The organism is Pseudomonas sp. MWU13-2100 (assembly GCF_023242365.1).
Taxonomy (GTDB): domain Bacteria; phylum Pseudomonadota; class Gammaproteobacteria; order Pseudomonadales; family Pseudomonadaceae; genus Aquipseudomonas.
The window spans coordinates 1-24,097 of the sequence record NZ_JALLIX010000003.1; the positions used below are offsets into that span (position 1 = coordinate 1).

Genomic DNA, 24,097 nt, shown 5'->3' on the forward strand with positions numbered 1-24,097 from the left:
GGCCCTCAAGGCCGCCAAAAGCTTCGCGGGCAAGCTCCGCTCCCACAGGTTTGCGGGCGTATACAGGCCTCCGGTCCGACGCCGATATCGTGGGAGCCGGATTTATCCGCGAAGAGGCCTTCAAGGCCGCCAAAAGCTTCGCGGAAAATCTCCTCGATGCCGATCCCCCGGCAATTCACCGCAACATTTCGAACAAGGCCCGCACCGCCGCCGAACGAGCCCCCGCGGCCGACGGCAGCAGACCGAAGTGCCGTTTGATCGGCACCTCCAGGCGCAGCACCCGCAGGCCCTTGCGCTCGGCGGGCAGGGCCAGTTCGGGGACCAGCGTCACCCCGAGGTTCTCCCGCACCAGGGTGTAGGCGCTGCTCCACTCACGGACCTCGACGCGCACGTCCTGCAGCGACAGGCCGATTTCGCTGGCAATGCTCCGCGCGTTGACCGCGCAACCACCGGTTGCCAGGACAAAGGGCTCGGCCACCAACTCGGCCAGGCTCACGCAACCATCAGCCCCCCTGGCGGCCAGTCGATGCCCCATGGGGACCACCGCAACCCAGGTGTCGTGCCCCAGCTCCAGGGCGCCACTGTCGATATCAGGGTTGAGCACCACGCCGACATCCACGGTGTCATTGGCAAGCATGGCCTGCACTTCATGGTCGCTGACTTCCAGCGCCACCACTTCGATACCGGGATGACGCTGGCGGAACTGACGCAACAGTGGTGGCAGCAAGGTGCCCAGGATCATGGGAAAGCTCGCCAGGCGAATGCTGGCGCCGACCAGCCCCTTATCACTGTCGACCTGCTGGCGGATATTCTCCAGGGCGGCGAGCATCACCCGCGCCTGGGCCAGGACCTGCAGGCCGATGGCGGTGGGCAATGACTGGCGGGCATGGCGGGTGAACAGCTGGACGCCGAGGGTCTGCTCCATCGCCGCCAGCGCCTGGCTGGCCGCCGATTGGGTCATGCCGACCTGTTCAGCCGCGTGGGTCAGGGTGCCGCTATCGAGTACCGCCACCAACAGGCGCCAATGCAGCAGATTCATCATGACAGTAGCTAACCTTATGGCTGGTTTTTCAAGAATTAATTTTACCCAGGTCGGGGCGCTAGAAGACACTGCCGTTCGCCAAGGCCATCAAGGCTCAAAACGGTTCTTACCCAGGGAGTCTCATTGTCATGAAGCTGTACTACGTCCCAAACACCTGCTCGCTGTCACCGCATATCGTCCTGCGTGAGCTGGGCCTGCCCTTCGAACTGGTGCGGGTCGACAACCAGAGCAAAATCACCGAGCACGGTGAGGACTTTCTCAAGATCAATCCCAAGGGTTATGTGGCGGCGCTGCAGCTGGACGACGGCCGGGTGCTCACCGAAGGCACCGCCATCGTCCAGTTTCTCGCCGATCTCAAACCCGAGGCCGGGCTGGCGCCGGCCAATGGCAGTTGGGAGCGCTCGCGCCTGCAGGAGATGCTGAATTTCATTTCCGGCGAAGTGCATGGCGGGATGGGGCCACTGTTCAACAGTGCGATCCCGGATGAGGTGAAGGCGATTTTCCGGGAAAAGCTGTACAAGCGTTTCGCCCTGCTAAGCAACACCCTGGAACAGCAGGACTATCTGCTCGGCGAACACTTCAGCGTGGCCGATGCCTACCTGTTCACCGTGCTGCGCTGGACGGCCTTCCTTGGCCTGGACCTGGGGCCATGGCCGGCGCTGCAACGGTTCATGGCACGGATCGATCAGCGTCCGGCGGTGATTGCCGCGCTGGCGGCGGAACTGACCGCCTGAGGATCAGGTCCCGATAACAACCCGGGACCGTCTTGTTCATACGCTGCACAGCACACTCCAGGGCTGAGTGGTTCGGCCAGCCCGCTGACTGAAGGAGCGGCTTTCCGGCCCCCCGGCAAACTCAGGGGCCGGCCAACGGTACGGCGACCCCACTCGATAGCCACCGATCAGCAATAGCCAGCTCGGCCATTCGGTACGACCGGTGAAGCTTTGCTGCAGGTGCAGGATTTCTTCGCGTTGGGCAACATCGAGATAGTTGGGCATCGTTCGGCTTCACACAGGTTCAGCCGACGGATAAACCTCGGCTTTATCCCCTGCTGTGGATTACCGACGACAAATCTTGCAGATCAATGGGTTATATCCTTAGCACCCTCAGTGACCGAACACATCCACCTTCTTGGCCTTCTTCGCCGCACGCTTTTCGTCGGCGCTCTTGGCGGGTTTCTTCTTGGCGGCTTTCTTTGAATCCATGCCCTTGCTCATGATGCGTACTCCAGGAGGATGTAGACTCAGGTATACACCCATCTGACCACTTCGGCTCTCTTATAATCCCGCGCCAGCCCCCTCCAGCGATGAATTCCATGCCCACTCCCGACTACGCACGACTGCCGGAAACGCTGCGACCGCTGCTGAACAAGTTCTACCGCACACACAATTCGCCCATGCGTTCGGCCAGCGACGGACAACTGTGGGTGGCCCGGCAAGGGGAGATCATCGGCGGGCTTTCGCTGACACCGGTTGCCCAGGGACATTGGCTCACCGGACTGTTCATCGCCCCGTCACGACGCAGCCAGGGCATTGCCGCGCAGTTGGTGCAACAGGCACTCGGCAACTGCAACGGCCCGGTCTGGCTGTTCTGCCATCCCGACCTGCGCGGGTTCTATGAACGTCAGGGCTTCCACGGCGACCCGACACTGCCGCAGCCACTGGCGGAACGTCTGGCACGCTACTCACGCAGCAAACCGATGATCGCCCTGGGTATAAGGTCGACTGCGAAAAATCTGTGATGGGCGGTGCATTAGCCCCGTGCTAGCCTCGAACCCACACTCGTTTTGACCAGGATGATCATGAAACGCACGCTCGTAGCTTTATCCTTGACCGCCCTTCTCGCCCCCCTTGCCAGCCAGGCCGCCGGCGCCAGTAGCGCGATCAGCGACGCGCAATACGCCAAGGTGCTGGCCGGCCCGTGGCGGGCGCCGGAAAACAGCGTCCGCGACGGTTACCGCCATCCCCAACAGACCTTGCAGTTCTTCGGTTTGCAGGCCAACCAGACGGTGATCGAGATCACCCCCGGCGCTGGCTGGTACAGCGAAGTGCTCGCGCCGCTGCTCAAGGACCACGGGCGTTACATTGCTGCCGTGCAGGCACCCGCCACCAGCGCGTTCGCCAAGCGCTCGGCCGACAACCTGAAGCAGAAATTCGCCAAGGATCCAAGCCTCTACGCCAAGGCCGGTGTGGTCGAGTTCAATCCCCTGGCACCGGTGTTCGGCAAGCCCGACTCGGCCGATCGGGTGCTGACCTTCCGCAATGTGCACAACTGGGTCATGGCCGATGACGCCCCGGCGATGTTCAAGGCCTTCTTCGCGGTACTGAAACCGGGCGGCGTGCTCGGCGTGGTGGATCACCGGGCCCAGGACGGCGCCGACCTCGCCAGCATCAAGCAAAGCGGCTATCTACCCAGCGCCTATGTGGTGAAACTGGCCACCGATGCCGGGTTCACCCTGGAAGGACAAAGCGAAATCAACGCCAACCCCAAGGACACCAAGGACTACCCTGGTGGTGTCTGGACCTTGCCACCCTCGCTGAAGCTGGGTGAGCAGGACCGGGCCAAGTATCTCGCCATCGGCGAATCGGACCGCCTGACCCTGCGCTTCGTCAAACCCGGCAAGGTGACGGCCCAATAACAACGGCTGGGCGCCTCGGCGGTCAGTCGTCCGCCGTCGGGTCCAGGTCGGGGAACAGCACTTCGGTGAAACCGAATTTACTGAAGTCACTGATCCGCGACGGGTATAGCCGGCCGATCAGGTGGTCGCATTCGTGTTGCACCACACGGGCGTGGAAACCTTCGGCAAAGCGCACCAGCGGCTCGCCATTGGGCGTGAAGCCTTCGTAGCGGATACGCGAGTAACGCTGCACCGCGCCACGCAGGCCCGGCACCGAGAGACAACCTTCAATGCCCTCTTCCATCTCCGGTCCCAGGGGCGTGATCAGCGGGTTGATCAGGATGGTCTGCGGCACCGCTTCGGCCTCCGGATAGCGCTCGCTGTGCTCGAAACCGAAGATCACCAGTTGCAGGTCGACGCCGATCTGCGGCGCGGCCAGGCCGACGCCACCGACGTGCTCCATGGTCTGGAACATGTCGTCGATCAGGTCCCACAATTCCTTGCTGTTGAACAGTTCCGCCGGCACCGGCGGGGCGATGCGCAACAGGCGCTCATCGCCCATTTTCAGGATTTCACGAATCATGATCAGGCTTCGTCAGTAGTCGGCTTGAGGGAGTGGTCCCGCCCCAACCCGGAGATAGGCATGGTGTCGTCATGCTCGCGGAGTCCCTTTTCGCCAGGATTCTTGCCTTCGGACGACAGATGTTCGATCACCGCATTCATTTCAGCCCCCAGCAACAGGACCGCCGCGGAAATGTAGAAGTACAGCAGCAATACGATGATCGCCCCGATACTGCCATACATTGCGTTGTAGTCGGCGAAGGTTTTCACGTAGTAGCCGAAGCCCAGGGACGCGACGATCCAGACCACCACCGCCAGCACCGAACCCGGGGTGATAAAACGAAATTTCTGCTTCACGTCGGGCATCACGTAGTACATCAGGGCCACGGCGAACATCAGCAGCAGCACCACCACCGGCCAACGCAGCCAGGTCCAGAGCGTGACGACGTACTCCTGCATGCCGATCTGTCCCGCCAGCCAGCTCATCACCTGCGGCCCGAGCACCATCAGCGCGGCGGCGGCCAGCAGCATCACGGCGATACCGACGGTGTAGAAGATCGACAGCGGGAAGCGCTTCCAGATCGGTCGGCCCTCGACCACATCGTAGGCGGCGTTCATCGCGCTCATCATCAACCGCACGCCGGCCGAGGCGGTCCACAGGGCGATGACGATACCCACCGAGAGCAGGCCGCCCTTGGATTGCTGCAACTGATCGATCACCGGGTTGACCTGGTCCAGCGCCTGGGGCGGCAATACCAGCTCCGACTGCATGCGTAACCAGGTGAAGAAGTCCGGCAGGTGCAGGAAACCGATCAGGGCAATCAGGAACAACAGGAAGGGAAACAGCGAAAACAGCATCTGGTAGGCCAGTGCCGAGGCGTAGGTCGACATTTCGTCGGCGACGAATTCAGTGACCGTGCGCATCATCACGCGGTGCAGGGGCAGGTCGCGCAACTCAGGGAAAATCATAGCGTCTCCTTTCGCCGCAAATAGAAGTAGCGAGTCAAGGCGACTCAAAGGATGGTTCCAATACAGCTCTTTCTAACCCAAAGCAACGCGGTTGGCGACCCTCAACGCATTTCTCGATCTTAACCAGTGTAGCCGCCACGCGAAAACGGCCATCCTGGGATGGCCGCTGGGTCCGTTTCCCGAAGGGTCAGGCTCGATCGACGCCTTTCTTGATGGCGTCCTTGGTTTTGCCTACAGCCTTCTGGGCATCGCCCTTGAGTTCCTGGACCTTGCCTTCGGCGCGCATCTGGTTGTTGCCGGTGGCCTTGCCGACGGCTTGCTTGATGTTACCCACTGCTTCGTTCGCCGTGCCTTTGATTTTATCGCTGGTGCTGCTCATGATATTTCTCCAGGTAAGAAATGCGGGTGTCATGTCTCGACATAAGGTTGACCCGAGGCCCGCGCGGGGAGTTTCATTTTTTTCAGTCGGTGTTTAGCCCGGCTTTTCATCGAAGAATTCAGGTTTGGCTTTATGTTTGCCCGCCAACCCCTGAGAATGCGCGCCAGATTCAGGCTTCGGCGCTGAAGATCGATAACGGTAGGAAAGTCATGAAACTCGATAAAAAGCAGGCCATCGCCCGCCGCAACCAGGAACTGGGCGGCGCGGTGCTGGGCGTCAACAACTGTCACTTCACCGAATTGAACCGCAACAAGAACATCTGGTGGTTCGATATCCCGGTGGCTCGTCTGGCGATCGGCCAGTACGAATGGGTGCACCTGTTGCTGCACACCCCGAGCAGCGACCAGCTGCTGCACCTGAAGGTAACCACGGCGTTCCTGCGCGAGAAGATGGAAGGCCTGGTGGTACGCAACGCCGGCAAACGCCGACCGACCCTGAGCCTGGAGCTGAGCGCCGACAAGGACTCGTTCCTCAAGGACGTGCGCCCGGCCGGCACCGGCGTGGACTTCTCACAGTTCCAGCAGCCCTGAATGTGGCGAGCGGGCTTGCCCGCGTTCGACTGCGAAGCAGTCGTAAAACCTTTGACCGCGTTCTACCTGACACCATGAGGTCACTGATTTCAGAGGCGCTTCGCGCCCCAGCGCGGGCAAGCCCGCTCGCCACAAATCTCGCTCAGACTTGAGATTGTTTTTAACTGACTGATATTCGAGCTCGCCACAGGTTCTGCGCCAATCAGACCTTTATAAACGACAAAGCCCCGCATCGCGGGGCTTTGTCGTTTCAGTGGGTCAGGCGATTTTCTTCAGTCCCAGCTTCGCAAGCTCGCTATCGCGCAGCTCGCGACGCAGGATCTTGCCGACGTTGGTGGTCGGCAGCGCATCACGGAACTCGACGAACTTGGGCACCTTGTAGCCGGTGACATTGGCCCGCATATGCTCCATCACCTGGTCCTTGGTCAGGGTCACACCCGGCTTGGCGACGATGAAGATCTTGATGACCTCCCCGGACCTCTCGTCCGGCACGCCGATGGCCGCGCATTGCAGCACGCCCGGCAAAGTCGCCAGCACGTCTTCCAATTCGTTCGGATAGACGTTGAAGCCCGACACCAGGATCATGTCCTTCTTGCGGTCGACAATCCGCATGTAGCCGTCCGGCTGGATGACCGCGATGTCGCCGGTCTTCAACCAGCCTTCGCTGTCGAGGATCTCGTCGGTGGCGTCCTGGCGCTGCCAGTAGCCTTTCATCACCTGCGGCCCCTTGATGCACAGCTCGCCGATTTCGCCCAGTGCCTGTTCTTCCCCGGCATCGTTGATCACCTTGCACAGGGTCGAGGGCACCGGAATACCAATGGTACCGATCTGGATACTCTGGCTCGGGTTCACCGTCGCCACCGGGCTGGTTTCGGTCATGCCGTAACCTTCGCAGATCGAACAGCCGGTCACCGCCTTCCAGCGCTCGGCCGCCGCCAGTTGCAGGGCCATGCCGCCGGACAGGGTGACCTTGAGTGCGGAGAAGTCCAGCTTGCGGAAACCCTCGTTGTTGCACAGCGCCACGAACAAAGTGTTCAGGCCGACAAAGACACTGAACTTCCACTTCGACAATTCCTTGACCATCGCCGGCAAGTCGCGCGGGTTGCTGATCAGAATGTTGTGGTTGCCGATCAGCATCATCGCCATGCAATGAAAGGTAAAGGCATAGATGTGGTACAGCGGCAGCGGGGTAATGACGATCTCGCTACCTTCATTGAGCTCCGACCCCATCAGTGCCTTGCACTGCAGCATGTTCGCCACCAGGTTGCGATGGGTCAGCATTGCGCCCTTGGCCACGCCCGTGGTGCCGCCGGTGTATTGCAACACCGCGACGTCGCCGCTGGTCGGATTGGCTTCCTTGACCGACTGGCCACGGCCCTTGCTCAGCACGTCGTTGAACTTGACGGCCTTGGGCAGGTGATAGGCCGGAACCATCTTCTTCACGTACTTGATGACGCTGTTGATCAGCAAGCGCTTGAGCGGCGGCAACAGGTCGGCGACTTCGGTGACGATCACATGCTTGACGCCAGTCTTGGGCACCACGGCTTCGGCCAGGTGCGCCATGTTCGCCAGGCATACCAGGGCCTTGGCCCCGGAGTCGTTGAACTGATGTTCCATTTCCCGCGCGGTGTACAGCGGGTTGGTGTTGACCACGATCAGCCCGGCGCGAATGGCGCCGAAGACCGCGACCGGATATTGCAGCACATTGGGCAACTGCACGGCGATGCGATCGCCCGGTTGCAGGTCAGTGTGTTGTTGCAGGTAAGCGGCAAAAGCACCCGACAGTTCGTACAACTCACCGTAGGTGAGTGTCTGGCCGAGGTTGCTGAAGGCCGGCTTGCTGGCGAATCGTTGGCAAGACTGTTTCAATACCGTCTGAACATTCGGGTACTCGTCAGGATTGATATCGGCAGCAATCCCAGCCGGGTACTTATCCTTCCAAAAGTCTTCGATCATGGAAGCCTACTCCTCAGCAACGCGAATTCAGCACCGCATTTGATGCGATTATTATTTGTCTGTGTTTTTTATGGGGTGAAACCGGCTTTAACTTACGCCGAGAAGTCACAAAGCGCGCCGAGAGTAGCAGCTTTGCCGAGGGTCGCCTAGAGCCAAACGTGGCCCTCACGGTCATAAATATGACTCAAGAAATACCAATGGTCATTTTTAGAGTAAAAATTCTATTTTTTTTATTTCTGCTCTAGATCAATGGTTTCAGGGCTAAAAAGCTTCGTCGGAACGCCGCCCGGACCAAGCTCCGCTCCCACAGTAGATTGGCGTCGTACTCGAAATAACGGTACGACAACATTCCACTGTGGGAGCGGAGCTTGCCCGCGAATAGGCCCTCAATGACGCCACGCCAGGTCCGGCCTAGGCGATATCGCGCAGCTCCCGCCGCAGGATCTTGCCCACCGCCGTCATCGGCAACGAATCGCGCAGCACGATGTGCTTGGGTACCTTGTAGCCGGTGAAGTTTTCCTTGCAGTAGGCCTTCAGTTCTTCAAGGCTGACCCCCGTATCCCGCGCCACCACGAACAACTTCACCGCCTCGCCGGAACGCTCGTCCGGTACGCCGATCACCGCGCAATTGGCAACCTTCGGATGGGCCATGACCACGTCCTCGATTTCATTGGGGTACACGTTGAAACCGGAGACGATGATCATGTCCTTCTTGCGGTCGACGATACGCACGAAACCGTCCGGGTCGATCACCGCGATATCGCCGGTCTTGAACCAGCCCTCAGCGTCCAGCACCTGTTCGGTGGCCTCGACCTGCTGCCAGTAACCTTTCATGACCTGCGGTCCCTTGATACACAGCTCGCCGCGCTCACCCAACGGCTGCTCGACATCGTTGTCATCGATGACTTTCAAGGCCGTGCCAGGTACCGGCAGGCCCACCGTGCCCAACCGCCCCTTGTCGCCATAGGGGTTGGTACAGGCGATCGGCGAAGTCTCGGTCAGCCCGTAGCCTTCGGTGATGCGACAGCCAGTGAGTTTCTGCCAACGGTCGGCGGTGGCCTTGACCAGCGCGGTACCGCCGGAGTTGGTGAGCTTCAGGTTGGAAAAATCCAGGGTCTTGAAATCCGGATGCTCCATCAACGCCACAAACAGGGTGTTAAGCCCCAGCAGTGCGGAGAAACGCCAGTTCTTCAGTTCCTTGATAAAGGCACCGATGTCCCGTGGATTGCTGATCAGCACGTTGTGGTTGCCGGTGACCATCATGCACATGCAATTCGCCGTGAAGGCATAGATGTGGTACAGCGGCAGCGGCGCGATCATCACCTCCTGGCCTTCCTTGAGCAGCGGCTGGCCGTCCGGGCCGGGCTGGGACAGGCAGCCACGGGCCTGCTGCATGTTCGCCACCAGGTTGCCGTGGGTCAGCATCGCGCCCTTGGCCAGGCCGGTGGTGCCGCCGGTGTATTGCAACACCGCGATATCCTCCAGGCCAACGCTCAAGGGCCGGATGGCATGGCCGCGGCCCAGGCGCAAGGCGCCCTTGAACGAGGCCGCCTGGGGCAGGTCGTAGGTCGGCACCAGCTTCTTCACCTTGTCCACCACCAGGTTGGTCAGCCACCCCTTGGCGGCGGGCATCAGGTCGCCCATCTTCGCTTCGATCAGGTACTCGATCTGGGTATCGGGCAGCACTTCCTGGACCCGCTGGCCGAACAGGTTCAGGTACACCAGTGCGCGGGCGCCGGAGTCCTTGAACTGATGGCGCATCTCGCGAACGGTGTACAGCGGATTGGTGTTGACCACGATCAGCCCGGCGCGCAACGCGCCGAACACGGCAATCGGGTAATGCAGGACGTTGGGCAACTGCACCGCGATACGATCGCCCGGTTGCAGTTCGGTATGGCTTTGCAGGTAACCGGCGAAGGCCGCGCTGTAGCGCTCGAGCTCGGCGTAGGTCAGGGTCACGCCCATGTTGCTGAAAGCCGGACGGTCGGCGAACTTCTTGCAGGAGCGCTCGAACACCTCGATCACCGACTTGTAGGCGCCCAGATCGATGTCCAAGGGAACGCCGGTGGGGCGTTTGTCATTCCAGAAATCAGGTTGCATTGTTTTTGTCCTCTTACCTGAGCCTCTGCGGGGCCGCCTGCGCCCAAGGCGAAAAAAGCGGTGCTTAGCGGACGTTAGCAGTTAACGAGCATCAGGCAAATATGCCGGACACAGTCATTAACATCATGAATCTTGCTGCCAATGCGCAGGAGGGTCTGCTTCCCGGGCAAGGATGCGCTATACAATGGATCGACACCGTGCCCCAAGCGATGTCCGTCTCGTCCCCGTGCAAAGGAACCGCCATGATCCATGACACCTTCTGGCTGACCGTGAGTGACCACAGCCGCCTCTACGTCAATCGCTGGTTGCCGGACGGCCCGCCGAAAGCGCTGATCATGCTGTCCCACGGCATGGCCGAGCACAGCGGGCGCTACGAGCGCCTGGCCGAGGCGCTGTGCGCCGCCGGCCACGGCCTGTACGCCCTCGACCAACGCGGCCACGGCAAGACCGCCGAACACGGTATCCTCGGCCACTACGCCGACCAGGACGGCTGGTGCGCGATGGTCAGTGACCTGGCCAGCCTCAACCAGCGTATCGGCGAACAGCACCCCGGGGTGCCGATCATCCTGCTCGGCCACAGCATGGGCAGCTACATCGCCCAGGCCTATCTGCTGCACCACAGCGCCAGCCTGCAGGGCGCGATTCTCAGCGGCTCGAACTTCCAGCCGGTGGCGCTGTACCGCGCGGCCGCTGCGATTGCCCGCTTCGAGCGCTGGCGCCAGGGCCCCACCGGACGCAGCGCACTGATCGACTGGCTGTCGTTCGGCTCATTCAACAAGGCCTTCAAACCCAACCGCACGGCCTTCGACTGGTTGAGCCGTGACCCCGATGAAGTGGACAAATACGTCAACGACCCGCTGTGCGGTTTCCGTTGCACCAACCAATTGTGGATTGATCTGCTCGGCGGCCTGCAGCAGATCAGCAAGACGAAAAACCTTGCACAGATCGACCCGGGCCTGCCGCTGCTGGTGATCGGCGGCGAATGTGATCCGGTCAGCGAGGGCAAGCGTCTCAAGGATCTGGCCGACGCTTTGCGCGCCGCCGGTAGCCAGAACCTGCAATTGAACGTCTACCCACAGGCACGGCATGAAGTGTTCAACGAGACCAACCGCGAGGAAGTCACCCGCGATGTGATCCAGTGGCTGGAACAGGCCCTGGCCCATCGTCGACCGTCGCGCTCGGAATGATCGCCGGCTCAATCACCAACGTTGAAATCAATCCGTTGATTTCAGATAACACCCTTACAGGACCACCTTGCGATGACCCAGGTTACCAACACGCCTTACGAAGCCCTTGAAGTCGGCCAGACCGCCAGCTACAGCAAGACCGTTGAAGAGCGCGATATCCAGTTGTTCGCCGCCATGTCCGGCGATCACAACCCGGTGCACCTGGACCCCGAGTTCGCTGCGGCGAGCATGTTCAAGGAACGTATTGCCCACGGCATGTTCAGCGGTGCGCTGATCAGCGCCGCGGTGGCCTGCGAGCTGCCCGGGCCGGGCACCATCTACCTGGGCCAGCAGATGAGCTTCCAGAAACCGGTGAAGATCGGCGACACCCTGACCGTGCGCCTGGAGATCCTCGAGAAGCTGCCGAAATTCCGTGTACGCATCGCCACCCGTGTGTTCAACCAGCGCGATGAACTGGTGGTCGACGGCGAGGCCGAGATCCTCGCACCGCGCAAGCAACAGACGGTCACCCTGACCAGCCCGCCGCCGATCACCATTGGCTGATCACGGTCTCATAGGGGCCTGTCAGTCGAGGAAATTTGAGGCAAAACGCCGTCTTGTGGTTGTGGCGAGCGGGCTTGCCCGCTCGCCACAGGAGCGTGCCTGGCTTCACATTTTCTTGAACCCACAAAAAACGCCGGATCAACCGGCGTTTTTTGTGGCAGCGTGAAACCTAGCTGGCGCGGGCGATGTTACGCAGCGCTTTCACTTGGTCGTGGTTGCGCAGCACACCCTGGTATTGACGGTTCACCAGGTCGGTGAGGCCCACCAGGTTGTGCTTGGTCAGCTTCACCAGTGCTTCGCTGTAGGCTTTCTTGGCGTGGTCTTCACCGCGCTCGGCTTCGTTGAGGACCGCCTCTTCACCCTTGCCGGTGAACAGCGATTTCACATCTACCCAACGACGGCGCAGGTCACCGGCCACACTGGTAGAAGTCTCCGGATCGCCGCCCAATTTGCGCACCTCGACCTGCAGCTCCGCCGCGGAGGTCGCACACTCGCTGGCACGCTGCACGAACAACGCCTTCAGCTCGGGATTCTTGATGTCTTCAGCACAGCTCTGAAAACCTTTCTGACCGTCTTTGCTGACTTCGATCAGATCGTTGAGAATCGATATGGCTTCTTTATTGATGTTGGTCATGGCTCAATTCCTTCTGGTGGTGAACGTTAGCCAAGACGGTTGCAGTCACCGTGCCAAACCCTGATCGATTATTTTTTACTTATATTTCATAAGTTTAAAAATATTCAAAGAATCTGTATGGCGGTTATTTGCATGATCTGTCAATTGGCCTGCATGCAGAATGCCTGTATTTTTCGAGACGCCTGAACAGCGCAAGACAAGGTTGCCCATGAATCCCGAGAAACTTGAACTGCTGGTCACCCGTGAAATGCCGTTTGGCAAATACAAGGGGCGGATCATCGCCGACCTGCCCGGCCCGTACCTGAACTGGTTCGCCCGCGAGGGTTTCCCCCACGGCGAACTCGGTGGTCTGCTCGCCTTGATGCAGGAGATCGACCACAACGGTTTGTCCGACCTGCTCGACCCGCTGCGTGCCAAGCACGGCAAGCCCAAACCCCGCCATTGACCCCGTTGTCGAGAGAAGCACCACCATGCCATGGAATGAAGAGCACGCCCGCGACGAACACTTCTGGCACGGCGTGGCCGCGCGCTATGACCTGGAGCCCGGCCCGATCAACCTGGAAAACGGCTACTTCGGGCGTATGACCCGCAGTGTCGTGGAGGCCTACGAAGGCCATATCGAGTTCATCAACCGCAGTAACTCGGTGCATGTACGCCAACGCTTCGAAACCATCGAAAGCCTGGAGATTCGCGCGCAACTGGCCGATCTGCTGGGTACCCGACACGAGGCCGTGGCCCTGACCCGCTGCGCCAGCGACGGCCTGCACTCCCTGATCCGCAACTACAACGTCCTGCGGCCCGGCGATCAGTTGCTGGTCAGCGACCAGGAATACCCCAGCGTCCTCGGCGCCATGCGCTGGCTGGCACGCAACCGCGGCGTCGAGTTGATCGAGATCAGCCATCCCTGCCCGGTGAGCTTCGCCAGCCTGGTGGAAACCTATGAGGAAGCTTTCGAGCGTTATCCTCGACTGAAGCTGATGGCCCTGACCTACGTCACCCATCGCAGCGGGTTGGTGATGCCGGTGCAGGCCATTGCGGCCGCGGCCCGCGAACATGGGGTGGATGTGATTCTCGATGGCGCCCATGCCCTGGGCCAGATCGATTTCAACCTCGAAGCGCTGGGTATCCTGTTTGCCGGTTTCAACCTGCAGAAATGGATGGGCGCGCCCCTGAGCCTGGGCTTTATCTATATCGATCCGACGCGCCTGGCGGATATCGACCCGGATATGGGCGAGGAACGCTACCCGATCAGCGACATCCGCGCCCGTGCCCCCTATGGCACGCCGAATATCCCCGCCTGGATGACCTTGCCCCTGGTCTTCGAGGAACATCGGGCACTGGGCGGCTCGGCGGCCAAGGGCGCACGACTCAATTACCTGCGGGATATCTGGGTGAGCGCGGCACGCGGGATGCCGGGTATCGAGGTGCTGACACCGGATGATCCGCGGCTGTATTGCGGCATCACCTCACTGCGCTTTCGACATGAACCGGACCAGCAGCGGATGGTCGACCGACTCTTGGCGCAGTACAACCTGTTTACCGTGGTCCGCGACGGTACGGCCCATGGCAATTGCATCCGGGTCACACCGGGGTTGGCCAACTCGGCGCAAGACCTGAAGTTGCTGGCGCGGGCGCTGGGCGAATTGAGCGGTTGAATGGCCCGCTTCGCGGGATCGCGAGCAAGCTTGCTCCTACAGGTCCGCGTCCTACGCGCGATAACGGTACGGCACGGCTTTTCGCCAGGCAAAAAAAAACGGTGCGCCGACCAAGCGCACCGTAAAGCCGTAGAACACACAACGAATTCAGTAACGATGAATCAGTCCAGCAGGGCCAGCGCCTCGGCGGTGCACTCCTGGATCCGCGCCCAGTCACCGTTCTTGATCCACTCGGGATCGAGCATCCAGCTACCGCCCACGCACATCACGTTTTTCAACGCCATGTAGCTCTTGATATTGGCCGGGCCGACACCACCGGTCGGGCAGAATTTGACTTCGCCGAACGGGCCGCCCAGGGCCTTGATCGCCGCCACGCCGCCGCTGACTTCCGCCGGGAACAGCTTGAAGCGGCGATAGCCCAGGCCATACCCCTCCATGATCCCCGAGGCATTGCTGATGCCGGGCAACAAGGGGATCGGGCTGTCGACGCTGGCTTCCAGCAGGTCACGGGTAATCCCCGGGGTGACGATGAACTGCGAACCCGCCGCCTCCGCCGCCGCCAGCATCTGCCGATCGAGCACGGTGCCGGCACCGGTCACCAGCTCCGGACGCTGTTCGCGCAGGATCTGAATGGCCTTGAGACCGAACTGCGAGCGCAGGGTCACTTCCAGTGCGGTCAGGCCGCCGGCGGCCAGGGCGTCGGCCAGCGGCAGGACATCCTGCTCGCGGGCAATGGTGATCACCGGAAGAATCCGTGCACGGGCGCAGAGCTCATCGATCAGGGCGACCTTGTCTGCCATGGAGACGGTCGGGACATTTTTTGTCATAGCAGCGGATCCTTGACTCATGGGCACCAGTAGATATTCAGGGTAGGTTGCAAGAAAGCGCGAATCGGCATGGCGGCGAGGTCATCGCCGGCCAATGCGGCATTCAGGGTGGCCAGCTTCGACTGGCCGGAAATCGCCAGCACGGTGAAGGCCGCCGAAGCCAGCAGGGCCCGGCTCATGGTCAGGCGCTGGTGCGGCACGCTCGGCGCCAGCATCGGCCAGATCCGCCGGCTGCCATCCACTTGCAGGGCCGCCGCCAGGTTCGGGCTGCCGGGGAACAGCGAGGCGGTGTGACCGTCGTCGCCCATGCCCAGGACCAGCACGTCGATAGGCGGCAGTTCGGCGAGCAGTTGATCAGCTTGTTCAGCGGCCGCTTCCAGGTTCGCCGCGGCACTGTACAAGCCGATAAACCGCGCCTTGGCCGCCGGGCCCTGGAGCAGGTAGCGCTTGAGCAGGCCGGCATTGCTGTCAGCGTGTTCCACCGGCACCCAGCGCTCGTCGGCGAGGCTGACGACCACACGAGACCAGTCCAGCGCCTGTTTCACCAGGCTCTGGAAGAACGCCACCGGGCTGCGTCCGCCGGACACCACCAGGGTCGCCACGCCGCGCGCGGCAATGGCCGCCCGCAGTTGCTCGGCCACGGCTTGCGCCTGGCCCTCGGCTAACAGCGCCGGGCTGCGGAATTCATGCGCCTGCACGCCCAGGGGCAGTTTCAATTCAGATATCGCCATACCACGACCTCCCATCCCGCGTGATCAGTGCAATGGAGCTCATCGGTCCCCAGGACCCCGCCGCGTACGGCTTGGGCGCATCGCCGGATTTCTTCCAGCCGGCGATCAACTGGTCGCACCATTTCCACGCGGCTTCGATCTCATCTTTACGGACAAACAGGTTCTGGTTGCCGTGCATCACTTCCAGCAACAGACGCTCGTAGGCGTCCGGAATCCGCGCACTGCGATAAGTGTCGGAGAAATTCAGTTGCAGCGGCCCGCTGCGCAGTTGCATGCCCTTGTCCAGGCCCTGCTCCTTGGTCATCACCCGCAGGGAAATACCTTCGTCCGGTTGCAGGCGGATGATCAGCTTGTTGCTGATCTGCAGGCGCTGCTCCGGGGCGAAGATATAGTGTGACGGTTCCTTGAAGTGGATGACGATCTGCGACAACTTCTGCGGCATGCGCTTGCCGGTACGCAGGTAGAACGGCACGCCGGCCCAGCGCCAGTTGCGGATATCGGCACGCAGGGCGACGAAGGTCTCGGTGTCGCTCTGGGTGTTGGAGTTTTCTTCCTCCAGGTAACCCGGCACCGAATGCCCTTCGCTGTGCCCGGCGATGTACTGGCCGCGCACCACCTGGGTGGTCAGGCCTTCCGGGCTGATCGGCGCCAGGGCCTTGAGGACCTTGACCTTCTCGTCACGGATGCTGTCGGCCGAAAGGTCGGCCGGCGGGTCCATGGCGATCAGGCAGAGCAGTTGCAGCAGGTGGTTCTGGATCATGTCGCGCAGTTGGCCGGCCTTGTCGAAGTAGCCCCAGCGGCCTTCGATACCGACCTTCTCGGCCACGGTGATTTCCACGTGGGAGATGTAATTCTGGTTCCACTGGGTTTCGAACAGGCTATTGGCGAAACGCAGGGCGATCAGGTTCTGCACCGTCTCCTTGCCCAGGTAGTGGTCGATGCGATAGGTGCGGTTTTCCGGGAAGAACCGCGCCACGGCGTCGTTGACCTTGCGCGACGACTCGAGGTCCGAACCGATGGGTTTTTCCAGCACCACCCGGGTGTTGTCCGCCAGGCCGACCTTGGCCAGGTTCTCGCAGATCGCGCCATAGACCGATGCCGGCGTGGCGAAATAGGCGATCAGGCACTGGCGGGTACCGGCCTGCTCGGCCAGGGCGACATAATCGTCGGGCTTGAGGAAGTCGACATGCAGGTAGCTCAGGCGCGCGAGGAAGCGCTCGAGCACCACTTCGTCGATTTCCCGGTCCTCGACAAACACCCGCAGTGCTTCTTCGATGGTCGCCAGGTGCTCGGCATTGCTGCCGGGCTCGCGGGCCAATGCCAGGATGCGCGTGTCCTCATGTAGCAGGCCCGCGCCATCGAGGTGATACAAGGCAGGAAACAGCTTGCGAAGCGCCAGGTCGCCCAAGGCGCCAAACAAGGCAAAGGTGCACGGTTCAACCGTTATCGAAGGCATGATGTTTGTTCTTTTATCAAGTTAAACGATAAATACCTTTTTTCGAGGCATCACTCAAGGAAAAATGTAGTAATAACCACAACATTTTATCAATATGATGATTCCGAGTGGTGGTCATCACACGCCATCAGTAGGATAGGCCACCGCCGGGAGCTGCCCAAGGGCATTGTTCCGGGCCTTGCAGAACCCAAGTTGCCTCGAATCAAGGAACCACCAAATGGACCGCGTGCGAAATCTCCTGGAGCAGATCCAGGGCCGCCTCGAAGACCTGAACAAGGCCGAGCGCAAAGTCGCCGAAGTCATCCTGCTCAACCCACAGCAGGCGACCCGTTTCAGCATCGCCGCCCTGGCGCAGGCGGCCTCGGTCAGCGAGCCGACAGTCAACCGCTTCTGCCGCTCGTTCGGAGTCAGCGGCTATCCCGAACTCAAGTTGCAACTGGCCCAGAGCCTGGCCAGCGGCGCGGCCTATGTCAGCCGCGCGGTGGAAGCCGATGACAATCCCGAGGCCTACACGCAAAAGATCTTCGGCAGCGCCATCGCCTCCCTGGACAGCGCCTGCCAGGCCCTCGACCCGAACCTGATCAGCCGCGCCGTCGACCTGTTGATCCAGGCCCGGCAGATCCACTTCTTCGGCCTGGGCGCTTCGGCGCCGGTGGCCCTGGATGCCCAGCACAAGTTCTTCCGCTTCAACCTGGCGGTCACCGCCCACGCCGATGTACTGATGCAGCGGATGCTCGCTTCGGTGGCCCACACGGGTGAGCTGTTCGTGATTATTTCCTATACCGGGCGCACCCGCGAGCTGGTGGAAGTGGCGCGTATCGCCCGGGAGAACGGTGCTTCGGTGCTGGGGTTGACGGCGGCGGGTTCGCCGCTGGCCAAGGCCAGTACCCTGAGCCTGAATATTCCGCTGCCGGAAGACACCGACATCTACATGCCGATGACCTCGCGGATCATCCAGTTGACGGTATTGGACGTGTTGGCCACCGGCATGACCCTGCGTCGTGGCGTGGATTTCCAGCCACATCTGCGCAAGATCAAGGAAAGCCTCAACGCCAGCCGTTATCCGGTGGGTGACGAGTTCAACTGAGCCTCTGAGTGAGGTGAAACGCTGATATCGCCTTCGCGGGCAAGCTCCGCTCCCACAGTTTGACCGCGAATCACCTGTGGGAGCGGAGCTTGCCCGTGAATCACCTGTCGGAGCGGAGCTTGCCCGTGAATCACCTGTCGGAGCGAAGCTTGCCCGCGAATCACCTGTGGGAGCGGAGCTTGCCCGCGAAGGCGGCCGGACAGCCGCCGCCTTACTCAGCTCAAATACTGGCCCGCGCCTGCAAACTCAGATGCGCCCGCTCCCCGGGTGCCAGGCACAGGCTGTCGGTGCCGCCACTGGCGGCCTCGACACAGACAAACCCCATCACTTCATTCCAGCTCACCCCCAGCAACGGCCGGTGCCCCGGATGCCAGACCACGGTGTCGGCGCTGTCGCCGGTGTCGATGCACAGTTCCCGCTGCCAGGCGTGATCCTTGAGGTGCAGTTCACCGTCATGCTGGAACACCCGCTGACACCCGCCATCGACCCGCAACTCACCTTCCTGCCGGCATGCCTGGCGATTCAATTGGTCATAACCCTGCGCGCCGTCGAGCCCAGACAGCGCTATCTCACCGACATCGCCAATACGCCAATAGGCGTGCAATGCATGGCTCAACTGGCACGGCTCACTGTCCTGATGCTCGGTGCTCAAGCGCAGTTCCATGTTTTCGCCCAGCCGCGCATGCAGGTCGACCTGCCAGTCGCAGAGCTGCAAACGCCAGTGCAGGCTGACACCCTCCTCATCGCTGCTGCTTTCCAACAGTTTCCAGTCGATCAGCCGCGCCCAACCATGGGACGGCCAGGCGTTTTCGCTCGGATGCCGGCCATACCAGGGCCAACACACCGGCACCCCGCCGCGAATCGCCCCGACCTGTGGCCATTTGGCCGCGCACCACAACCAGGGTTTCTGCCCGCTCGGCTGGAAATGCAGCAACTGCGCGCCCTGGCGGCTGAACACCGCCTGGCACAGCGGATGGTCGATCACCAGCACCTCGCGCTGTTGAAAGCGCTCCCACTGGAACACCGGCTGTTCACGCCGGGATTTGAAAAAGCGTTGTAGCGGTTGCTCATGCATGTGCCGCGAATCCTGAAAATCGTTTGCCGTATCCATGTGACTGTGGGAGCGGCGATCCGACACGCCCTGCTCCCACAGGTTACGTAGCGTCTGCGAAAGCGTATTGCTCTGGCGCTTCGCCCTTGCTACGCACCCAAAAAAAAGCGGACGGTCTGGTGGACCATCCGCAAGATGCGCACATAGAGAGAGAGCTTATCAGCCGAAGCCTTAGAAGACCGACTGAATTTTCAGGCCAGCAACCACGGCGTTGTCGACTTGATTCACACCACCCGGGTGGGTGACGTACTGCAGGTTGGGACGTACGGTCAGCCAGTTGGTGACGTGGAAGCCGTAGTTGATCTCGGTGTTGAACTCGGTGTCGCGCAGTGGCGAGTACAGCGGGTTGTTGTAGTCGCTGACGTTATTGGCCGCGTTTTGCAACTCGGCGTTTTCCCTCACGTCCTGGTTGACATGGATACGGGCGAAACCGATCCCGACGTCATCCTTCGGACGCGCATCGAACGGCCCCTTGTACACGAACATCACCGACTGGTAGTTGTCGACGAGGTTGGTGGCCTTGTCGTGGAAGGTCGCGTTGGCCGCGATGTTCAGACCGCGGGAAGCGTCGCCGTTGTGGCTGGTGAGTTGCTGCTGGGCCACGAACCAGTAACCGTGCTTGCTGTTGTGGACACGATAAGGGAGACCGCTCGCTGCCGCGTCCCCACCATTGTTGTCCCTGAGCACGTCATTAGCCGGAGCCGCGCTTTTGTAGTAACCGACACGGTATTCGCCCGGCAGGTCGTTGACCTTCGGTGACCAGACCAGTTCGACCGGCAAGACGGTGCCCTTGGTCCCACTGCCGCTGAGCTTGAAGCCGTTACCGTGCTGCAGTTGCGAGGGGTTCTGGTTGTACGCACCGATCTGCGCATACAGCTCAGGCGTGATGTTGTACTTCACACGAATAGCGGCCTGGGCGACAGGCCAGTTGTACCAGGTGTTGACATAGTTACCCACCTGCGAGCCACAGAACGACAGGTTCTGGAAATCGCACGGAAAGGTGTTGAAGTCTTCGCCTTCGCCGAAATAGCCGAGTTTCACGTCCAGCTTGTTGTCGAACATCTGGTGCTGGATCCACAACTGGGTCAGACGGACCATGTGGCCGCGACCGTCGACTTCCTGGGAGGAGCTCAAGGTGCCGGCACGAGGGTCGCCAATGCGATCATTGGAGATGTTCTCACCGTTACGGTTGGTGAGCTGGATCTTGGCCTGGGTGTTATCCCAGCCCCACAATTTTTGCAGGTCCAACGCCACGCCCAGACCAAACTGGTCGGCGTAACGCGAGGTATGGTTGTTGTTGTAGCCACCGTGCAGATTGCTACCGACTTCACCGACATAATCCATCTTGATGTCGATGCCTTCTTCGATCAGCTTGGTGCGCTCTCCGCCCCAGTCACCGGTCATCCATTTGGAATTGGCACTGAACGCATCGTCCGCCATTGCATGGCCAGCCAGGACCAGTGTTGCCGCCGCCGACAATTGGCAAAACAGGCGGGCATTGGTGTTTTTCTTTTTCATCCCTACATCCTCGTCTTATTGTTATTAACGGTTTTTATCAAACGTCGTTTACATCGTCTGTAATGCGTCAAATCTCTTTGGCAGACGCTTTTCCTGATACATCCCATGCTCAGGTTTCAGGGCCGCTTCGCGGCCCAGCGGGAGCAAGCTCCCTCGCCACAATCAGCGGCCCTTGAATTGCGCCACATTGTCGGCATGCACCTGGGCTTGCGGCTTGGCCACCACCCCCAGGCGTTCACCGGTCTGGGCGTCGAACAGCAACACCTTGGCCGGATCGAATTGCAGGGTCAGGGTTTCGCCGACCTGCGGCGCCACGTCCGGCGCCAGACGGCAGCAGACCTTGGTTCCATTGAGGTTGACGAACACCAGGGTGTCCGGACCGGTCGGTTCGGTGACCTGCACTTCGGCACGGATGCTCGGCAGCCCATTGGGCTCGCCCTGCATCAGGCTGATCTGCTCCGGGCGCATGCCGAGGATGATTTCGCGGTCTTCAAGACCGGCGTCGGTCACCCCCAGCGGCAACTCGCAACGGGCCTGGCCGCTGTCGAGCAAGGCCAGCAGGCGACCGTCCTTGCGTTGCAGGCGCAGGGGGATGAAGTTCATCGGCGGCGAACCGATAAAGCTGGCGACGAACAGGTTCGCCGGGTCGTTGTAGATCTGCTTCGGCGTGCCGAACTGCTGGATGATGCCGTCCTTCATCACCGCCACCTTGTCGCCCAGGGTCATGGCTTCGATCTGGTCGTGGGTCACGTAGACCGTGGTGGTTTTCAGGCGCTGGTGCATCAGTTTCATTTCGGTGCGCATCTCGACCCGCAGCTTGGCGTCGAGGTTGGACAGCGGTTCGTCGAACAGGTAGATCTTCGGCCGCCGCGCCAGGGCACGGCCCATGGCCACGCGCTGTTGCTGGCCGCCGGACAACTGGCCGGGCTTGCGGTTGAGCAAATGTTCGATCTGCAGCAGCTTGGCGACCCGGGCGACCTCCTCGTCAATGGCCGACTGCGCCATCTTGCGGATTTTCAAGCCGAACTCGATGTTCTCGCGCACGCTCATGGTCGGGTACAGCGCATAGGACTGGAACACCATGGCGATGTCACGATCCTTCGGACTCATGCCGCTGACGTCCTGGTCATCGATCATGATCGCGCCGCCGGTGATGTTCTCCAGGCCCGCGATGCAGTTCATCAGCGTCGACTTGCCACAGCCCGAAGGCCCCACCAGGATCAGGAACTCACCGTCCGAGATCGACAGTTCGATGTTCTTCAGGGTGTCCGGCAGACCGGCGCCGTAGGTCTTGTTTACATTACGAAGTTCGAGCGTTGCCATGATTACCCCTTGACTGCGCCGGCCGTCAGCCCGCGCACGAAATACTTGCCTGCGACCACATAGACCAGCAGGGTCGGCAGCCCGGCGATCATCGCCGCTGCCATATCAACGTTGTATTCCTTGACCCCGGTACTGGTGTTGACCAGGTTGTTCAGCGCCACCGTGATCGGCTGCGAATCACCGCTGGAGAACACCACACCGAAGAGGAAGTCGTTCCAGATCTGGGTGAACTGCCAGATCAGGCAGACCATGATGATCGGGGTCGACATCGGCAGAATGATCAGCCGGAAGATGGTGAAGAAACCCGCGCCATCCAGGCGTGCCGCCTTTACCAGCGCATCGGGAATGCTCACGTAGTAGTTACGGAAGAACAGCGTGGTGAACGCCAGGCCGTAAACGATGTGCACGAACACCAGGCCCGTGGTGGTGCTGGCCAGGCCCATCTTGCCGAGGGTGAACGAGGCCGGCAGCAGCACGGTCTGGAATGGCAGGAAGCAGCCGAACAGCAACAGGCCGAAGAACAACTGCGAACCGCGAAAGCGCCACATCGACAGCACATAGCCGTTCAACGCGCCGATGGCGGTGGAGATCAGCACCGCCGGAACGGTGATCTTGATCGAGTTCCAGAAGTAGCCGTTGACCGTAGCCCAGGCCTTGACCCAGCCGATATCGGTAATCACCGTCGGCCAGCTCAGCAGGTTGCCGGTGCTGATGTCTTCCGGTGATTTGAAGCTGGTCAACAGCATGACCACCAGCGGTACCAGATAGAGCAGCACGGCGAGGATCAGCACCGCGTAGATGGCGATGCGACTCAGGCTGATCGCCGGTTTGTGGGCAAGACTAGTCATGACGCTTGGTCCTCAGCTCGGAATACAGGTAAGGCACGATGATCGCGAGAATCGCACCGAGCATCAGAATCGCACTGGCCGAGCCCATGCCCATCTGGCCGCGACTGAAGGTGAAGGAATACATGAACATGGCCGGCAGGTCGGACGAGTAGCCCGGGCCACCGGCGGTCATCGCCGCGACCAGGTCGAAACTCTTGATCGCGATGTGCGCCAGGATCATCACCGCACTGAAGAACACCGGACGCAGGCTTGGCAGTACTACCTTCCAGTAGATCCTGGGCAGGCTCGCGCCATCGATCTGGGCGGCACGGATGATCGATTGATCGACACCGCGCAGGCCGGCCAGGAACATCGCCATGATGAACCCCGAGGCTTGCCAGACCGCTGCGATCACCAGGCAATAGACCACACGGTCCGGGTCGATCAGCCAGTCCAGGCGGAAGCCTTCCCAACCCCAGTCACGTAGCAGTTTGTCCAGGCCCATGCCCGGGTTGAGCAGCCATTTCCAGGCGGTACCGGTGACGATCATCGAGAGCGCCATCGGGTACAGGTAAATGGTACGGATGAAACCTTCGCGACGGATGCGCTGGTCGAGGAACACCGCCAGCAGCACGCCGATCACCAGGGTGACGCCGATGAACAAGCCGCCGAACAGCGCCAGGTTCTTGCTCGCCACCCACCAGCGGTCGTTATCGAACAACCGCGCGTATTGCGCCAGGCCGACCCATTTGTAGGACGGCAGGAAAGTCGAGTTGGTGAACGACAGTACGAACGTCCACAGGATGTAGCCATAGAAGCCCACCAGGACAATGAACATGCTGGGCGCCAGCACCAGTTTGGGTAGCCAGCGCTGCAATGCATCGAACGGCGAGGCTTTGCTGAACACAGCAACAGAACTCATGGGAAAATCCACTACAGGGGAATAAGGACTACATGCAGATCCCTTGTGGAAACCGGCTGGCT

At 60.9% G+C, this 24,097-nt stretch carries 24 protein-coding genes and 1 pseudogene; 9 read left to right on the top strand and 16 right to left on the bottom strand.

Going from position 1 to position 24,097, the window contains the following annotated elements:
* Positions 1 to 175: 175 nt before the first annotated feature.
* Complete coding sequence (locus tag M5B99_RS02990) at positions 176 to 1,042, bottom strand: LysR family transcriptional regulator (RefSeq protein ID WP_248802585.1); 867 nt, start codon at positions 1,040 to 1,042, stop codon at positions 176 to 178.
* A 128-nt stretch (positions 1,043 to 1,170) separates the two neighbouring features.
* Here M5B99_RS02990 and gstA point away from each other — a divergent pair, with 128 nt between their 5' ends.
* Entirely contained in the window at positions 1,171 to 1,776 is a 606-nt protein-coding gene (gstA, locus tag M5B99_RS02995; RefSeq protein ID WP_248802586.1) for a glutathione transferase GstA, read from the top strand.
* 156 nt (positions 1,777 to 1,932) lie between these two features.
* Here gstA and M5B99_RS03000 read toward each other — a convergent pair.
* Positions 1,933 to 2,040, bottom strand: a pseudogene (locus M5B99_RS03000) (fatty acid desaturase); the annotation flags it as partial.
* 317 nt (positions 2,041 to 2,357) lie between these two features.
* Here M5B99_RS03000 and M5B99_RS03005 point away from each other — a divergent pair.
* Together M5B99_RS03005 and M5B99_RS03010 are read left to right on the top strand one after the other, a co-directional pair.
* Positions 2,358 to 2,783 (top strand): GNAT family N-acetyltransferase, encoded by a 426-nt coding sequence (locus M5B99_RS03005; protein WP_248802587.1) that lies wholly within the window; start codon positions 2,358 to 2,360, stop codon positions 2,781 to 2,783.
* Between the two features lie 60 nt (positions 2,784 to 2,843).
* Complete coding sequence (locus M5B99_RS03010) at positions 2,844 to 3,680, top strand: class I SAM-dependent methyltransferase (RefSeq protein WP_248802588.1); 837 nt, start codon at positions 2,844 to 2,846, stop codon at positions 3,678 to 3,680.
* 22 nt (positions 3,681 to 3,702) lie between these two features.
* Here M5B99_RS03010 and def read toward each other — a convergent pair whose 3' ends face one another.
* From def to M5B99_RS03025, 3 genes are all read right to left on the bottom strand, one after another.
* On the bottom strand, positions 3,703 to 4,242 hold the full coding sequence (gene def / locus M5B99_RS03015) for a peptide deformylase (protein WP_248802589.1): 540 nt from the start codon (positions 4,240 to 4,242) through the stop codon (positions 3,703 to 3,705).
* Between the two features lie 2 nt (positions 4,243 to 4,244).
* Complete coding sequence (locus tag M5B99_RS03020; RefSeq protein ID WP_248802590.1) at positions 4,245 to 5,189, bottom strand: YihY/virulence factor BrkB family protein; 945 nt, start codon at positions 5,187 to 5,189, stop codon at positions 4,245 to 4,247.
* Positions 5,190 to 5,376: 187 nt separating this feature from the next.
* The gene (locus M5B99_RS03025) at positions 5,377 to 5,568 is read right to left on the bottom strand and encodes a CsbD family protein (protein ID WP_248797255.1); all 192 of its coding nucleotides are present in this window, start codon (positions 5,566 to 5,568) and stop codon (positions 5,377 to 5,379) included.
* A 209-nt stretch (positions 5,569 to 5,777) separates the two neighbouring features.
* Between M5B99_RS03025 and M5B99_RS03030 the strand changes: the two genes are divergently transcribed.
* A complete protein-coding gene (locus tag M5B99_RS03030) occupies positions 5,778 to 6,158 on the top strand; it encodes a hypothetical protein (RefSeq protein WP_248797254.1) in 381 nt (126 codons plus the stop codon).
* A 258-nt stretch (positions 6,159 to 6,416) separates the two neighbouring features.
* On the opposite strand, the gene fadD1 is transcribed toward M5B99_RS03030, so the two are convergent.
* Complete coding sequence (gene fadD1, locus M5B99_RS03035) at positions 6,417 to 8,114, bottom strand: long-chain-fatty-acid--CoA ligase FadD1 (RefSeq protein WP_248802591.1); 1,698 nt, start codon at positions 8,112 to 8,114, stop codon at positions 6,417 to 6,419.
* 411 nt (positions 8,115 to 8,525) lie between these two features.
* Positions 8,526 to 10,214: a long-chain-fatty-acid--CoA ligase FadD2 gene (fadD2, locus tag M5B99_RS03040; RefSeq protein ID WP_248802592.1), complete on the bottom strand. Its 1,689-nt coding sequence runs from the start codon at positions 10,212 to 10,214 to the stop codon at positions 8,526 to 8,528.
* 242 nt (positions 10,215 to 10,456) lie between these two features.
* Between fadD2 and M5B99_RS03045 the strand changes: the two genes are divergently transcribed.
* Together M5B99_RS03045 and M5B99_RS03050 are read left to right on the top strand one after the other, a co-directional pair.
* The gene (locus M5B99_RS03045) at positions 10,457 to 11,401 is read left to right on the top strand and encodes an alpha/beta hydrolase (RefSeq protein ID WP_248802593.1); all 945 of its coding nucleotides are present in this window, start codon (positions 10,457 to 10,459) and stop codon (positions 11,399 to 11,401) included.
* 72 nt (positions 11,402 to 11,473) lie between these two features.
* A complete protein-coding gene (locus M5B99_RS03050) occupies positions 11,474 to 11,944 on the top strand; it encodes a MaoC family dehydratase (protein ID WP_248802594.1) in 471 nt (156 codons plus the stop codon).
* 169 nt (positions 11,945 to 12,113) lie between these two features.
* On the opposite strand, the gene M5B99_RS03055 is transcribed toward M5B99_RS03050, so the two are convergent.
* Positions 12,114 to 12,578 carry a ferritin-like domain-containing protein gene (locus M5B99_RS03055; RefSeq protein WP_248802595.1) on the bottom strand — a complete coding sequence of 155 codons (465 nt, stop codon included), beginning with the start codon at positions 12,576 to 12,578 and terminating at the stop codon, positions 12,114 to 12,116.
* 208 nt (positions 12,579 to 12,786) lie between these two features.
* Here M5B99_RS03055 and M5B99_RS03060 point away from each other — a divergent pair, with 208 nt between their 5' ends.
* Both M5B99_RS03060 and M5B99_RS03065 read left to right on the top strand, forming a co-directional pair.
* Positions 12,787 to 13,023 (top strand): DUF3820 family protein, encoded by a 237-nt coding sequence (locus M5B99_RS03060; RefSeq protein WP_027619874.1) that lies wholly within the window; start codon positions 12,787 to 12,789, stop codon positions 13,021 to 13,023.
* Between the two features lie 25 nt (positions 13,024 to 13,048).
* Complete coding sequence (locus M5B99_RS03065; RefSeq protein WP_248802596.1) at positions 13,049 to 14,233, top strand: aminotransferase class V-fold PLP-dependent enzyme; 1,185 nt, start codon at positions 13,049 to 13,051, stop codon at positions 14,231 to 14,233.
* A 161-nt stretch (positions 14,234 to 14,394) separates the two neighbouring features.
* Here the strand turns inward: M5B99_RS03065 and M5B99_RS03070 are convergent, their stop codons facing one another.
* The 3 genes from M5B99_RS03070 to zwf are packed head-to-tail and all read right to left on the bottom strand — an operon-like array spanning position 14,395 to position 17,247.
* The gene (locus M5B99_RS03070; RefSeq protein ID WP_248802597.1) at positions 14,395 to 15,060 is read right to left on the bottom strand and encodes a bifunctional 4-hydroxy-2-oxoglutarate aldolase/2-dehydro-3-deoxy-phosphogluconate aldolase; all 666 of its coding nucleotides are present in this window, start codon (positions 15,058 to 15,060) and stop codon (positions 14,395 to 14,397) included.
* Positions 15,061 to 15,077: 17 nt separating this feature from the next.
* The gene (gene pgl, locus M5B99_RS03075; RefSeq protein ID WP_248802598.1) at positions 15,078 to 15,791 is read right to left on the bottom strand and encodes a 6-phosphogluconolactonase; all 714 of its coding nucleotides are present in this window, start codon (positions 15,789 to 15,791) and stop codon (positions 15,078 to 15,080) included.
* Positions 15,778 to 17,247 (bottom strand): glucose-6-phosphate dehydrogenase, encoded by a 1,470-nt coding sequence (zwf, locus tag M5B99_RS03080; RefSeq protein WP_248802599.1) that lies wholly within the window; start codon positions 17,245 to 17,247, stop codon positions 15,778 to 15,780. The genes pgl and zwf overlap by 14 nt, the downstream gene beginning before the upstream one ends.
* 226 nt (positions 17,248 to 17,473) lie before the next feature.
* On the opposite strand from zwf, the gene M5B99_RS03085 reads away from it, so the two are divergent.
* Complete coding sequence (locus tag M5B99_RS03085) at positions 17,474 to 18,334, top strand: MurR/RpiR family transcriptional regulator (protein ID WP_191487487.1); 861 nt, start codon at positions 17,474 to 17,476, stop codon at positions 18,332 to 18,334.
* Between the two features lie 220 nt (positions 18,335 to 18,554).
* On the opposite strand, the gene M5B99_RS03090 is transcribed toward M5B99_RS03085, so the two are convergent.
* The 5 genes from M5B99_RS03090 to M5B99_RS03110 all read right to left on the bottom strand — a co-directional run bounded on the left by M5B99_RS03090 (position 18,555) and on the right by M5B99_RS03110 (position 24,035).
* Positions 18,555 to 19,409: a D-hexose-6-phosphate mutarotase gene (locus M5B99_RS03090; RefSeq protein ID WP_248802600.1), complete on the bottom strand. Its 855-nt coding sequence runs from the start codon at positions 19,407 to 19,409 to the stop codon at positions 18,555 to 18,557.
* A gap of 207 nt (positions 19,410 to 19,616) precedes the next feature.
* A complete protein-coding gene (locus M5B99_RS03095; protein ID WP_248802601.1) occupies positions 19,617 to 20,963 on the bottom strand; it encodes a carbohydrate porin in 1,347 nt (448 codons plus the stop codon).
* Between the two features lie 162 nt (positions 20,964 to 21,125).
* Complete coding sequence (locus M5B99_RS03100; RefSeq protein WP_121134084.1) at positions 21,126 to 22,286, bottom strand: ABC transporter ATP-binding protein; 1,161 nt, start codon at positions 22,284 to 22,286, stop codon at positions 21,126 to 21,128.
* 2 nt (positions 22,287 to 22,288) lie between these two features.
* On the bottom strand, positions 22,289 to 23,134 hold the full coding sequence (locus M5B99_RS03105) for a carbohydrate ABC transporter permease (protein WP_218225410.1): 846 nt from the start codon (positions 23,132 to 23,134) through the stop codon (positions 22,289 to 22,291).
* Positions 23,127 to 24,035: a carbohydrate ABC transporter permease gene (locus M5B99_RS03110; protein ID WP_248802602.1), complete on the bottom strand. Its 909-nt coding sequence runs from the start codon at positions 24,033 to 24,035 to the stop codon at positions 23,127 to 23,129. The genes M5B99_RS03105 and M5B99_RS03110 overlap by 8 nt, the downstream gene beginning before the upstream one ends.
* Between the last annotated feature and the right edge of the window lie 62 nt (positions 24,036 to 24,097).